Genomic DNA, 12,720 nt, shown 5'->3' with positions numbered 1-12,720 from the left:
CGCCGAAGGAGCCATGATGGCGTGCGGGTGAACACCGAGTCAGGGATGCTGGGGCAAAACTTGACTGTGTGTTGACCCATCCGGGCCCCGAGTTGTCCGGACAGGTTCAGCCGAACAGGCCACGCCCGTACCAGTCCGAGGCGTCCCGCACGCCGGGCAGCGCGAAGAAGTAGCCACCGCCGAACGGGCTGATGTAGTCCGTCAGCGGCTCGCCCGCCAGCCGGTGCTGCACCGTCTCGAACTGCCGCTTCAGGTCCTGCTGGTAGCAGGTGAACAGCAGGCCCATGTCCAGGTTGCCGTTGGCGTCCATGCCCCGGTCGTAGTTGTACGCGCGGCGCAGCAGGCGCTGGCCGGCGGTGGCCGGGGTGCGCGGGTTGGCGAGCCGTATGTGCGCGTCCAGCGGGATGACGTCGCCCTTGGGGTCGTCGGCGTACCTCGGCGTGTCGTGCTCGTGGTCGCCGTCCAGCGGCGCGCCGGACTCCTTCGCCCGCCCGAACATCCGCTCCTGCTCGCCGAGCGAGACCCGGTCCCAGAACTCCACCAGCATCCGGATCAGCCGTACGACCTGATAGCTGCCGCCGACCGCCCAGTCCGGCTCACCCGTGCCCCGGCCCACCCACACCAACCGGTCCATCTCGCGGGCGCTGCCGGCGTCCGGGTTGGCGGTGCCGTCCTTGAACCCCAGCAGATTGCGCGGGGTGCCGGAGGGCCGGGGCGGGCTGGAGAAGCCGTCGAGGCGCCAGCGGATCTGCGCGGCGCCCCGGGTGTGCCGGGCGATGTCGCGCAGCGCGTGCAGGGTGGTGTCCGGTTCGTCGGCGTGCAGTTGGAGGCTGAGGTCACCGTGGCACCAGTCGGCCCGCAGGTCGTCGTCGGGGAAGGCGGGCATGGCGGTCAGCCGCCGGGGTCTGAGCGCGGCCAGCCCGAACCGGTCGTCGAACAGCGAGGCGCCGACACCTACCGTCACGGCCAGTCGCCCGCCGGGCAGCCGGCCGCCGAGGACGCCAGAGTCGGCGGGCGGGCCGGTGATGCCCACCGGGGACGGCGTACCGCCCGAGGCGAGGAAGCGGGCCCGGTCGGTGAGCGTGCGCAGCAGGTCGGTGAGTTCGGCTCGGCTCCCGGCGGTCACGTCGAGGGAGGCGAAGACGCAACAGCGGCGCGGGGCGGCGACGGCGGAGGCCTGATGGACGCCGTGGAAGGGGGCGACGGCCGCCGAGCTGGCCTCGGGGGCGCCGGGCGCCGCGGTACCGGGCGCGGCGGCACTCGTGGCGAGCCCGGTACCGGCCAGCGCGGCACCGCGCAGAAAACCGCGCCGGGCCAGGCCGTCGGGCCGGCCGAGGGCGCGCCGGCTTCGTCCTTCCAGGTGGTCGGTGCCGGGCCGGCCCGGCACCGCGGGGTGACCCTCACGCCCGCCCGTTCCCCCGGCCCGTTCGATGTCGGTCACACGGTCCTCCGGGGGTCGCACAGGGTGGCCACCGACGCCAGGCGCTCGACCAGGTCGCCGAGCACCGCGTCGGTCTGCTCGCGCTGGGCGCGGCTCAGTTCGCCGAGCGGGCTCCAGTGGCCGCCGTGCCGGAAGCCGTCGAGGGTGCGCTGGGCCCGGGCCAGGTCCTTGTCCAGGCCCGGCAGATCGGCGTACCGGGTGGTGAGCAGCGGGCGCAGCCGGTCCAGCACCTCGCGGGTCCCGTCGAGGTTGGCGCGGGCGGTGGCGAGGTTGCTGCCGCTGCCGTAGTCGGTGCGGCCGGTCAGCTCGAACTGCACGGTGTTCTCCAGGATCTCGTGCGCGCGCAGACCCAGCTGGGCGGGGTCCATACGATTCTGCGACCAGGTGTCCCGCAGCCCGCTCACCGCCTTCACCAGCGCCGCCGCGGGGGCGCGCAGCCCGCCGGCCGGCTCACCGTGCCACAGCCCGTACTCGACGCGGTGGAACCCGGCGAAGTCCTTGTCGTGCACCCCGCCGGGCAGCCCGGCGTCGGTGCCGTTGACCGCCGCGTCCGCGTCCCCGAAGGCGTCGTACGCGGCGCCCAGCCGCTCGTACTCCAGATGCGCCGGCAGCCAGGCCGACCGCGCGGCGGCGAGGTCACCCCGGTCGATCGCGTCCTTCAGCCGGTTCGTCAGCCGGACGACCTCGTCGAGTCCGCCGCCGACCCACTTCTGGTAGGCGAGCGCGGGCGGGATCAGGTCGTGCTCCGAGACCGGCGCGGCGCCCGGGCCGCGCCGGCCGGCGGTGATGTGCACCGTGGGGCCGGTGACGGCGTCGGCGTCATCGGGCACGCACTTGAAGGCGTACGTCCCCTTGCCCAGCCGGACCGTCAACTGCCGTGTCGTACCGGGGCCGATGCCCTCCACCTCGCCGTACACCGCCTGGCTGCCCGGGTCCTCCAGGTAGACCTCGGCGGCGCCGTCGGAGGTGTTGTGCAGGTCGAACGTCCGCACCCCGGGCCCGGGCCGGGTCCAGCCGCGGCCGCAGTGGCTCTCCGACACCTCGATGACGACGTGCCCCGAGGGACCGCCGGAGGCCCGGCCGTGCCGCGGCCCGCCCGGAGAGACCGCCAGGAGCGTGCCCCCGAGGGCCACGGCGAGGACGACGAACACGGCGGGCGCCGTCCGGAGACGAGCGGACCGCGTGCCGAGGCGGGGCAACGGCATGGCGAGCCTTTCCGGGACGACGTAGTACGCAGCGGCCTCATGGTAGGCAGCCCTCCGGATCCGAACAGCCGTCCCGGGACTTCGATGACCGAGATTTCGCCCGGGGTTCACCGGCGCGTGGCCGAAAGCGGGCGTACGACTCTCATCTCAAGACGGGCGTACGACCCCCATCGTCATGGAGACATGTCGACAGGCCCGTTCAGCGCACCGGGAAACCGAAGGAGTAGCCCTGCTGCTTCAGCCACGGCAGCAGGGTGCGCAGCGCGGCCACCGTCTGCGAGCGGTCGCCGCCCGCGTCGTGGAAGAGGATCGTCGGCCCGTTGGCGACCTCCCGCTGAACCGTGGCCACGATGGCGCTCGTGCCCGGCCGCTCGAAGTCCTTGGAGTCCACGTTCCAGCCGAGCGGACGCATCCCGTGCGAGGCCGCCAGGTGCCTGCTGTACGGGGTGAAGGCGCCGCCCGGAGCCCGGTAGTACATCGGCCGTACCCCGCCCGACGCCTGCGTGATCTGCTGCTGGGCCTTGAGGATCTCCTGCGACTGGTAGGCCTCGGACTTCTTGTCCATCGTGGTGTCGTGCGACACCGTGTGGTCGCACAGCCGGTGCCCGGCCGCCACCACCTGGCGGACCAGGTCCGGGTGGGCCTGGGCCTGCGGGCCGATCATGCAGAACGTCGCCTTCACGCCGTTCTCGCGCAGCACTTGGAGCACCTGCGGGGTCCAGACCGGGTCCGGGCCGTCGTCGATCGTGATGTTGACCGCGTGCGCGCCCGCCTCCGAGGCGTGGGCGATGTCGGCGGACACGGTCGCCGTCCTCGGCGCGGCATGCCGGACCGAGCCGGTCGAGCCGCCCGCGCTCGCCGAACCGCCGCCCGGCTGTCCGGCCTGCGCGGTCCACACCGACGTGGCGGCCGCCACCGCGGTGACCCCGACCGCCGCCGCGACCATCCGGCCGTACCAACCCCGCCCACCGTGCCGCGCCATGCCCCGCCCCGTTCCGTGCCGTGTCCCTGTTTTCTTGTGCACCTGTGTTCCGTGCACCTGTCAGGACGGCCAGGGTTGAGCGCGGGATCCGGCTGTTACCGATCACGGACAATTCCGGGGCAGTTCCGCGACAGATGCCGGCCTGACCAACGGCGCCGGAGGGGCGGAGGACACCCTGGAGAACGGGGTACCCCGTGTCTACGACCGATGCGGTACTACGGCCCAGACGCCAGGGACGGGGTGATCCGGATGCCGCCACCAGGAGCGCGGGGGTACGACACGGACACCGGGCCGCCGCGGCCCGAGACGCTGACGCGGATCATGCTCAGGCCGCTGGCCAGCAGCCTTCCCCTGGGCTTCTTCGCCTTCGGTACCGGCAGCGTCCTGCTCAGCGCCGTGCAGCTGCGGTGGGTGCCGCTGGCGCAGACCCGGCCGGTGACGCTGCTGGTCCTGGTGTTCGTCGTGCCCCTGGAACTGCTCTCCGGCGTGTTCGCCTTCCTGGCCCGCGACAGCGGCGCGGCCTGCGCCCTGTCCGTGCTGGGCTGTGCCTGGGCGGGCACCGCGCTGGTCACCCTGACCGGGCCACCGGGCCGGCCCAGTGCCGGGCTGGCGGTGTTCCTGCTCAGCGTCGCCCCGCTGATGCTCGTGCTGAGCGCCGCCGCGATCCCCGGCAAGCCGCTGTTCGCCGCGCTGTTGCTGATGGGAGCGTGCCGATTCGCCCTGACCGGAGCGTACGAGGCGGGCGGCGCGGCCGCCTGGCGCACCGCGTCCGGCTGGATCGGCGTGGCCCTGGCCGTCTTCGCCCTGTACGGCGGCTTGGCCCTCCTGCTGGAGGAGACCACCCAGCGCACCGTCCTCCCGCTGGGCCGCCGGGGCCGCGCCCGCACCTCCCTGCAGGGCGACCTCGGCCACCAGCTGGACCACGCGGAGCGGGAGGCCGGCGTACGACGGCAGCTGTGAGCGCGGAGGCCACCGGCCGGCCGCAAACGCCTGGGGAGGACGGCCCGGGCGGCGCTAGGGTGCCCGGATGGCCCTCTATCCGGAGATCGAACCGTACGCGCAGGGCATGCTCGACGTGGGCGACGGCAACCACGTCCACTGGGAGACCTGCGGCAACCCCGACGGCAAGCCCGCCGTCGTCCTGCACGGCGGACCGGGATCCGGGTGCACCCCGTACCCGCGGCGCCTGTTCGACCCGGCCGCCTACCGGATCGTCCTGCTCGACCAGCGCGGCTGCGGCCGGTCGACACCGCACGCGAGCCGCCACGACACCGACATGAGCGTCAACACCACGGCCCACCTCATGGCCGACCTGGAACTGCTGCGCCGGCACCTGGGCATCGAGCGGTGGCTGGTGTGGGGCGTGTCCTGGGGGTCGGTGCTGGCGCTGCGGTACGCGCAGACGCACCCCGGCGCGGTCTCCGAGCTGGTGCTCACCGGCGTCGCCACCGGGTCGAACGCCGAGGTGGAGCTGCTGACCCGCGGGCTCGGGCAGATCTTCCCGGACGCCTTCGCCAGGTTCCGGTCCCTGGTGCCGGCCGGTGAGCGGGACGGCAACCTCGCCGCCGCCTACAACCGGCTGCTCGAATCCCCCGACCCCCAGGTGCGGGAACGGGCCGCCCGGGCCTGGACCGACTGGGAGACCGCCACCATCCCCGCGCCGCCGCGCTCCGTCGCCCGTTACGAGGATCCCGTCTTCCGCATGGGCTTCGCCCGCACCGTCACGCACTACTGGGGCAACGGCCACTTCCTCGGCGAGGGCGACGAGGACGGCGTGGTCCTGCGCGACGCCCACCTGCTCAAGGGGATCCCCGGCACCCTCGTGCAGGGAAGCCTCGACTTCGGCAACCTCCTCGGCATCGTCTGGCGACTCCAACGGGCCTGGCCCGACAGCGAGTTGGTGATCGTCGACGACACCGGTCACACCACCGGGGCGCCGGGTATGGCGCAGGCCCTGGTCGCGGCGACCGACCGGTACGCGGCCCGGGGCCAGCCGCCGAAGGGGTTCCGCGGGCGCGCGCCTTTCCCGGCGCGCGCCCTCCCAGGCCGGCTGACAACTCACGGAGTCCCGATGACGACACCACCGCCCCGGCTCGTCCCGCTGCTGGACCAGTTCGACTTCGCGTGCGAGCGGCTGCTGCGCCGCCTGGCCGGGCCCGTCATGGACAGCGGCGACGGCGGGGACACCCGGGTCGAGCCCATGACCGACGACGAATACCTCTGGGAACCGGTGCCCGGCTGCTGGTCGGTCCGGCGACGCGCGGACGGGCCCGGACCGCGGGCGGCCTCCCTGGACGGCAGTGGCCCGTGGGGCCGGGACGCCGCGCCGTACCCGCACCCCTGGCCGCCGCCCGTCACGACCCTCGCCTGGCGGCTCAGCCACCTCACCGAGATGCTGTCCCTGCGCGCCGACCACACCGCCGGCAGCCGCTCGGCGACCAGGGAGAACCAGCCGGTCAGCGGGGACGCCACCGGCGCGATCGCGGCCTTCGAGACCGGTGTCGCCGCCTGGCGGCAGGCACTGCTGGGCGCCGACGACGCGGCGCTCGACACGGTCGGGTACTGCGCCTGTCCGTACGGCAGCGACGCGGAGGAGCCCTTCCTCGACATCGTGGGGTGGGTCAACCAGGAGGTGCTGCACCACGGTGCCGAGATCGCCCTGCTCCGCGACCTCTACCGGGCGAGCGGGCGGAGCCGGCGGATCTGACGGCCGCGCCGGATCAACTCCCGGCCAGTGCCGCTCGTACGATCGCCGCGGCCGCCGTGCCCGCGGCCCGTACCGGTTCGGTGCTGCGCGCGGCCCGGCCCAGCATGAAGGCGCCCTCCAGCAGGGCGATGACCGAGCTTGCCGTCTCCCGGGCGGCGGGACCGGGGATGCCGCCCTGGGCGTAGTAGGCGGCCAGGTGGTCGATCCAGCTGCCGAAGACCTCCGAAGTGGCCCGCCGCAGCGTGTCGTTGGTGCTCGCGACCTCCATCGCGACCGTCGCGATGGGACACGGGTCGGCGAAGTCCAGCTCGGCGAGGGTGCCGGCCGCGGCGGTGAAGGCGTCGGCGGTGGCCGCCACCCGGTCCTCGTACGGCTCCATGAGCGCGGTGATGAGGCCCAGGTAGACGGTGCCCGAGGTGCGGATCACCTCCTCGCCCAACTGGGCCTTCCCGCCGGGGAAGAAGTGGTAGATCGAGCCGAAGGGCGCCTCGGCGGCTTCGGCGATCTGCTTCATCCCGGTGCCGGTGTAGCCGGAGCGCCGGAAGAGCTCGGTGCCCGCGTGCACGATGCGCCGGCGGGTCTCATGCGTGCTGATGGCCTTGCCGTCGCTCACGGTGGCACCTCCGGGGAGCCGCTGTTGCCCAAGGGCGGTCGGCGCCTATTCTGTCACTAGAACGATCTATCAAGAGACAGTCGAGGCGGCCGGACGGGCGGAGGCACGGGCATGCCGGAGATCGGGCTGAGCGCGGGAACCATCGACTACCAGGACACCGGAGGCGACGGCCCCACCGTGGTCCTCGTCCACGGCCTCGGCTTCGACGACTCGGTCTGGGCCGACGTCGTCTCCGCCCTGCGCCCCGGCTTCCGCGTCCTGGTCCCCGTGCTGCCCCTCGGCAGCCACCGGCGCCCCATGCGACCGGACGCGGACCTCTCCGCGCACGGCATCGCCCGCCTGCTGGCCGAGTTCATGGACCGCCTGGACCTGCGCGACGTCACCCTCGTCCAGAACGACACCGGCACGGCCCAACTCCTCGTCGGCGTACGGGACGAACGCATCGCCCGGCTCGTGCTGACCTCGTGCGAGGCCCTGGACAACTACCCGCCCGGCGTCCAGGGCCGCATCCTGAACGCCGCCTGCAGGATCCCCGGTGGCGTCTTCCTCCTCCTGCAGTCCTTCCGCTTCCCCTTCCTCGCCCGCATGCGGACCTCGCTCGGCGGAATGGCGAAGAAGCGGCTCCCGAAGGAACTCATCGCACGCTGGTACGGCCCGCTGCTGACGAGCCGACACATCCGCCGGGACTTCACCAAGTTCCTGCGGTCGACCCGGAAGGACTGCTACCTGGAAGCGGCCCGGAACCTCCCGGGGTTCACTCGCCCGGCACTGGTCGCCTGGGGCGCCGAGGACCGCATGATGCCGCCCGCGACGGGCCGCCGTCTGGCCGAACTGCTCCCGGCCGCCCGGTACGTGGAGATCCCCGACGCCCGCACCCTGGTCCAGCTGGACAACCCGGCGGCGCTCACGGAGGAGATCCGCCGGTTCGTGAAGGACAATCCGTTGCCCCGCAAAGGCTGACGACTGCTCCGCGAAGACTGCGGACGCGCGCCCCGGCGAGGACAACGGGCCGGCCGGTCCAGCAGGTCACGCGTCCAGTGAGACGTACAGCCGTGTGCCGCCGGGCCGGAAGCCGACCCGCTCGTACACGCGGCGGGAGCCCTCGCCCGAGTACTCCAGCCACACGGACCGCGCTCCCCGGCCGAACATGGTCCCGGCCAGGGTCGCGGTGACCGCGCCGGCGATGCCGCGTCCCCGGTACGCGGGAAGCGTGCCCACACCCGCCAGTTCCGCCGTGCCCTCGGCGGGCGCCGAGCAGATCGCGCCGCCGGCGCAGCCGCCGGGAGCGCGGACGAACCGGACGGCTCCGCCGCCCTCCCCGGTGCGCCGCAGCCGTGCCGCGCCCTGGGGCGACGGGGCCCACTCGCCGCCGAAGGCCTCCGACAGCACGCGGTCGATCGCGCGGTAGTCCGCGTCCGTGGCCGGGGCCGCCACCTCGACCGGCCCCGCCGAGCCGGGGCCGGAACCCGGCGCGACCAGCGTGGCGGGCGTGCAGACCAGGTACTCGTGCACCGCCTCCGTGCCGAAACCGGCCCGGCGCAGCGCGCCTTCGACGGCGGGGGCGGCGTCCGGGGCGAACTCCAGCCGGGGCCTGAGCCCGCGCTCGCGGAACGCGGCGATCAGGTCGGCGACGTCCCGGTCGGTGGGCTCGGCACCGGGGCGGGGAGTGGCGTAGTTGACGTACGGGCTGGTCGTCGAGGGGTCGAACCCCACGACGAAGCCGCCGACTTCCCGCGCCGCCGGGCGGCGCAGGAGGTGGGCGACGGCGAAGCTCTGGACATCGGTGCGCAAGACGAAGACCTCACGGTGTGGACGGCACAGGACAAAGACCTCCGCGAGGAGGCGGGCGGTGGGGGACACCGCGTCGTCGGGCCGCCGTGAGGAGACGTGAACGGTACCGCGCAGCGCTGCCGTCGGGCGAGCGGCTCAGTACCGGCGGCGGCCGCTGGGGGACGCCGGAACCATGGACCTCAGTCCTTCGTGACGAGTGGTCGGATGCGCTGGTGAACGCACCGGATCCTGCCATGGCGTGGGTGTCCATGACAAGGGAGCTTCCTTCGGGCGCCGCCCCGGCGCCCGGTCTCCGGCCCCGGCGACTCAGCGGCTCGGGCGCTGCGCGGCCACGATCGCCCGCACCGTCGGCTCCGCCCCGGCCAGCCGCTGCACCCGCTCCGCGAATCCGGGGAACTGCGAGGCGATCTTGGTGAGGAAGCGCAGCTCGGGCGGCGCCACGTTGACCTCGGCGAGATCGCGTTCGATCGCCCGCGCCACCCCCTTGCAGACCTGTGCCGGAGAGACCGTGCGGACCCCGCCGGGCGTCGCCGAGCCCGTCTTCGCGAACATGCCCAGATCGCGGACGAAACCCGGCTGGACGATCGAGACGCCGACGCCCGTGCCGTGCAGATCCTGGCGGAAGGCCAGCGAGAATCCGCGCAGCCCGAACTTCGTCGCGGTGTACAGCGACGACGACTTGGTGGCGGCCATGCCGGACAGCGACCCGACGAAGCAGACGTGACCGCGCCCGGCGGCCACCATGCCGGGGGCGAGCAGCCGGGCGAGCATCGCCGGGGCCCGCAGGTTGACGGCCAGGGCCCGGTCGATCTGCTCCGGGGTGTAGTCGAGGACGTCGCCGCTGGACGGCAGGGCCGCGTTGGCGATCAGGATGTCCGTGTCCGCGGCCTCCTCGGCCAGTCGCCGCACATCGTCGGGGTCGGCCAGGTCCGCGGCGATGGTGCGGGCGCCGTACCGATCGGCGAGGGGTGCGAGCGCCTCGGCCCGGCGGCCGGTGAGCACGAGACGGGCGCCGCGGGCGGCCAGGTCGGCGGCGAGCGCGCCGCCGATGCCGCCGGTGACCCCGGTGAGCAGAACGGTTGACCCGGCAATGTGCACGACTACCACCCTCCACAGTCCTGTTCGTTCGAACGAACGATAGGGAGATCGAGCCGCCCTGTCCACACAGGAAGGAACCCGGTGATGGAAGAATGCACGCCATGCCGTACGCCGCCCCCGCCGCCCCGACGCGCCAGCGCATCATCACCGCCGTCCTGCGGATCATCGGCGAGGACGGCGTCGCGGCGGTCACCAACCGGCGGATCGCCAAGGAAGCCGGCGTGTCCCTCGGTTCGGTCACCTACCACTTCGAGACCCAGCACGAACTGCTGCGGGAGAGCCTGCTGCACTTCGTGCGCGAGGAGGCCCGGCACTTCACCGAACTGGCCGACCAGTGCCAGACGGAGGGCCTGGACGTCGAGGACGCGGCCTCGCTGGCCGGCCAGGTGGCCTGCGGCTCGGCGCTGGACAGCGCCCATCTGGCGCCGTTCGAGCTGTACCTCCAGGCGGGGCGGGACGAGCGGCTGCGCGCAGCGGCGGCCGAGGCCTTCCGGGCCTACGACCTGCTCGCCGCCCGGATCCTGACCGCGCTGGGCGTCCCCGACGCCCAGCGCCTGGCCGCCACGACGGTCGCCCTGGTGATGGGCCTGCAACTGCGGCGTCTGGCCACGGGCAGCCCCGCGGAGGACCTGGTCGACGCCCTGCTGCTGCTCGTGCGCGGATCCGCCGACCGGCCGTCTGCGGCCGCACCGGGAGAGCCGGCGCCGCAGTAGGGCGGCGGGGCGCCGGCCGAAGCCGGCCCGCGCGCCCCGGCTCCCTCGGGGCCGGAGGCCTAAAGGGCCCGGGCGATCAGCAGGGCCACGTCGTCGTGGTCGTCGGGGTGGCGCAGGCCGTACAGCAGCACGTCGCAGGTCTCCTCCAGCGGCCGGCGCGGCTCGTCCAGCAGGTCCAGCAGGGCGTTCAGCCGGTCGTCGATGGCGTGCTGACGGGTCTCCACGAGGCCGTCGGTATAGAGGACCAGCACATCCTCGGGGCGCAGGGCGACCGCCGTGGTCTCGAACCGGACGCCGCCGACACCGAGCGGTGCCGCCGTCGGCAGCTCCAGGAACCTCGGCGCGTCACCGGGCCGCGCCAGCGCGGGCGGCATGTGTCCGGCGTTGGCGACGCAGCACTCCCCGGTCGCGGGGTCGTACACCGCGTACAGACAGGTGACGATGTAGTGCTCCAGATCGCAGGTGATCTTGTCCAGGTGCTGGAGCACCGCGCCGGGGTCCAGGTCGAGATCGGCGTAGGCGCAGGTGGCGGTGCGCAGCCGGCCCATGGTGGCGGCCGCGTCGATGCCGTTGCCCATGACGTCGCCCACCACCAGGGCGGTCTTCTCGCCGGTCAGCGGGATGACGTCGTACCAGTCGCCGCCGACCTCGCTGGTGGCCTGCGCGGGCTGGTAGCGGGAGGCGAGTTCCAGGCCCGTGTGGTGCGCCGCGTGCTCGGGCAGCAGACTGCGCTGCAGGGTGAGGGCGGTGTTGCGGACGCTCTGGAACCAGCGGGCGTTGTCGATGGCCACCGCGGCCCGGCCGGCGAGTTCGGTGGCCAGGACGATGTCGTCGTCGTCGAACGGCGCCGCGTTGCGGGTCCGCTTGAGGTCGAGGACGCCGAGCACCTCGCCGTGGGCGATCAGCGGCACGGCGAGATACGAGTGGACGCCGGCCTCGGCGAGCAGCGCGCCGGCCGCGGCGTCCCGGGCGATGCGCGGCAGATCGTGCGGCCCGACCTGCCGCACCAGGACCGGCCGCCCGGTGTGGACGCACAGGGTGACCAGGCGGTCGCCCTCGTAGCAGGCGACATCGCCGGGAGCGTCGGCGGCGCGCAGCGCGACCGTGGGGTGGGCCGCCTTCAGGGCGAGGGCGCGGAAGAGCTCGGGGCCGTTGTCCGGTCTGCGCATACGACGGCAGGACAGGGCGGAGTCCAGGACGTCCACGGCGACCACGTCGGCCAGCGCCGGCGCCGCGATCTCCGCCAGTTCGTGGGCGGTCTGCTCCACGTCCAGCGCGGTGCCGACCCGGGCGGAGGCGTCCGCGATGAGCGCCAGGCGCCGCCGGGCCCGGTCGGCCTCGGCGGCCGCGCGGTGCCGCTCGGTGACGTCGACGACCGAGACGGCCGCACCCAGCACCCGGCCACCGGGATCCTCCAGCCGGTAGAAGGACAGCGACCAGGCGTGCTCGTGGCCGGGATCGGCCGGCGGCCGCCCCACGTGGTACTGGTCCAGCAGGGGCATCCCGGTGGTGAGTACCTGGCGCAGCGCGGACTCGACGGTGTCGACGTCGGGGAAGGGCAGCGTGTCTCTCAGGTGGCGGCCGATGTGGTCCTCGGCGGGCGTGCCGTCGATCCGTTCCAGCGCCGGGTTGACCAGGACGTACCGCAGCTCGGGGTCCAGGAGGGCCAGGCCGATGGGGGACTGGTTGATCAGCCGCTCGCACAGCGCCAGATCGGTCTCGACGCGCTGGAGCAGGGTGTGGTCGGCCGCGATGCCGAGGGCGTAGACGTCCCCGAGGTCGTCCAGCAGCCGCATGGTGCGGAACTCGGTCAGCCGGCTGCTGCCGTCCTTGTGCCGGATGGGGAACGCGCCGGCCCATCCCCGGCCGGTCTCCAGCACCTCGGAGAACAGACTCACCACGGCCTGCAGATGCTCCGGGTGCACCAGCAGGTGCGCCGCGGGCTTGCCGAGGGCCTCCTCCGCGGAGAATCCGAAGAGGTCCTCGGCCTGCGGGGTCCAGAAGACGATACGTCCGCGGGTGTCCAGGGCCACCGCCGCCACGCTCAGCACGTCCAGCAGCCCGGTCGGCCGGGGGGTCTCGCCGTCCTGCCCCTCGGGGCCGGCTTCGAAGGAGTCCACTGCCATGCCGGGTTCACCTCCACCGGCCGGGCGGCCACGCGCAGACGCTG

11 protein-coding genes and 1 pseudogene are annotated in these 12,720 nt (G+C 73.7%); 5 read left to right on the top strand and 7 right to left on the bottom strand.

The features are described from left to right. Positions 1 to 106 precede the first annotated feature (106 nt). From efeB to ABB07_RS02175, 3 genes are all read right to left on the bottom strand, one after another. Positions 107 to 1,360 (bottom strand): iron uptake transporter deferrochelatase/peroxidase subunit, encoded by a 1,254-nt coding sequence (efeB, locus tag ABB07_RS02185; RefSeq protein WP_208903232.1) that lies wholly within the window; start codon positions 1,358 to 1,360, stop codon positions 107 to 109. Positions 1,361 to 1,437: 77 nt separating this feature from the next. Next, entirely contained in the window at positions 1,438 to 2,646 is a 1,209-nt protein-coding gene (locus ABB07_RS02180; protein ID WP_208896964.1) for an EfeM/EfeO family lipoprotein, read from the bottom strand. Between the two features lie 199 nt (positions 2,647 to 2,845). Further along, positions 2,846 to 3,628, bottom strand: a complete 783-nt coding sequence (locus ABB07_RS02175; RefSeq protein ID WP_208896963.1) for a polysaccharide deacetylase family protein — start codon at positions 3,626 to 3,628, stop codon at positions 2,846 to 2,848. A gap of 249 nt (positions 3,629 to 3,877) precedes the next feature. Between ABB07_RS02175 and ABB07_RS02170 the strand changes: the two genes are divergently transcribed. The 3 genes and pseudogenes from ABB07_RS02170 (at position 3,878) to ABB07_RS02160 (ending at position 6,335) form a co-directional block, all read left to right on the top strand. Beyond that, positions 3,878 to 4,588, top strand: a complete 711-nt coding sequence (locus ABB07_RS02170) for a GPR1/FUN34/YaaH family transporter (RefSeq protein WP_208896962.1) — start codon at positions 3,878 to 3,880, stop codon at positions 4,586 to 4,588. A 67-nt stretch (positions 4,589 to 4,655) separates the two neighbouring features. After that, positions 4,656 to 5,618, top strand: a pseudogene (gene pip / locus ABB07_RS02165) (prolyl aminopeptidase); the annotation flags it as partial. An 81-nt stretch (positions 5,619 to 5,699) separates the two neighbouring features. Next, complete coding sequence (locus tag ABB07_RS02160) at positions 5,700 to 6,335, top strand: DinB family protein (RefSeq protein ID WP_208903231.1); 636 nt, start codon at positions 5,700 to 5,702, stop codon at positions 6,333 to 6,335. A 13-nt stretch (positions 6,336 to 6,348) separates the two neighbouring features. Here the strand turns inward: ABB07_RS02160 and ABB07_RS02155 are convergent, their stop codons facing one another. Next, positions 6,349 to 6,948 (bottom strand): TetR/AcrR family transcriptional regulator, encoded by a 600-nt coding sequence (locus tag ABB07_RS02155; protein WP_244189178.1) that lies wholly within the window; start codon positions 6,946 to 6,948, stop codon positions 6,349 to 6,351. Between the two features lie 111 nt (positions 6,949 to 7,059). Here ABB07_RS02155 and ABB07_RS02150 point away from each other — a divergent pair, with 111 nt between their 5' ends. After that, positions 7,060 to 7,908: an alpha/beta fold hydrolase gene (locus ABB07_RS02150; protein ID WP_208896961.1), complete on the top strand. Its 849-nt coding sequence runs from the start codon at positions 7,060 to 7,062 to the stop codon at positions 7,906 to 7,908. A 66-nt stretch (positions 7,909 to 7,974) separates the two neighbouring features. On the opposite strand, the gene ABB07_RS02145 is transcribed toward ABB07_RS02150, so the two are convergent. Both ABB07_RS02145 and ABB07_RS02140 read right to left on the bottom strand, forming a co-directional pair. Then, the gene (locus ABB07_RS02145) at positions 7,975 to 8,739 is read right to left on the bottom strand and encodes a GNAT family N-acetyltransferase (protein ID WP_208896960.1); all 765 of its coding nucleotides are present in this window, start codon (positions 8,737 to 8,739) and stop codon (positions 7,975 to 7,977) included. Positions 8,740 to 9,045: 306 nt separating this feature from the next. Next, positions 9,046 to 9,837 (bottom strand): SDR family NAD(P)-dependent oxidoreductase, encoded by a 792-nt coding sequence (locus ABB07_RS02140; RefSeq protein WP_208896959.1) that lies wholly within the window; start codon positions 9,835 to 9,837, stop codon positions 9,046 to 9,048. A 101-nt stretch (positions 9,838 to 9,938) separates the two neighbouring features. On the opposite strand from ABB07_RS02140, the gene ABB07_RS02135 reads away from it, so the two are divergent. Further along, on the top strand, positions 9,939 to 10,550 hold the full coding sequence (locus ABB07_RS02135; RefSeq protein WP_208896958.1) for a TetR/AcrR family transcriptional regulator: 612 nt from the start codon (positions 9,939 to 9,941) through the stop codon (positions 10,548 to 10,550). A 59-nt stretch (positions 10,551 to 10,609) separates the two neighbouring features. Here the strand turns inward: ABB07_RS02135 and ABB07_RS02130 are convergent, their stop codons facing one another. Then, positions 10,610 to 12,676 (bottom strand): SpoIIE family protein phosphatase, encoded by a 2,067-nt coding sequence (locus ABB07_RS02130; protein WP_208896957.1) that lies wholly within the window; start codon positions 12,674 to 12,676, stop codon positions 10,610 to 10,612. Positions 12,677 to 12,720 lie beyond the last annotated feature (44 nt).

This window comes from Streptomyces incarnatus, from assembly GCF_001027185.1.
Lineage (GTDB): Bacteria > Actinomycetota > Actinomycetes > Streptomycetales > Streptomycetaceae > Streptomyces > Streptomyces puniciscabiei.
Note: the sequence above shows the minus strand (reverse complement) of the source record. Positions and strands in the feature narration are given on the sequence as shown.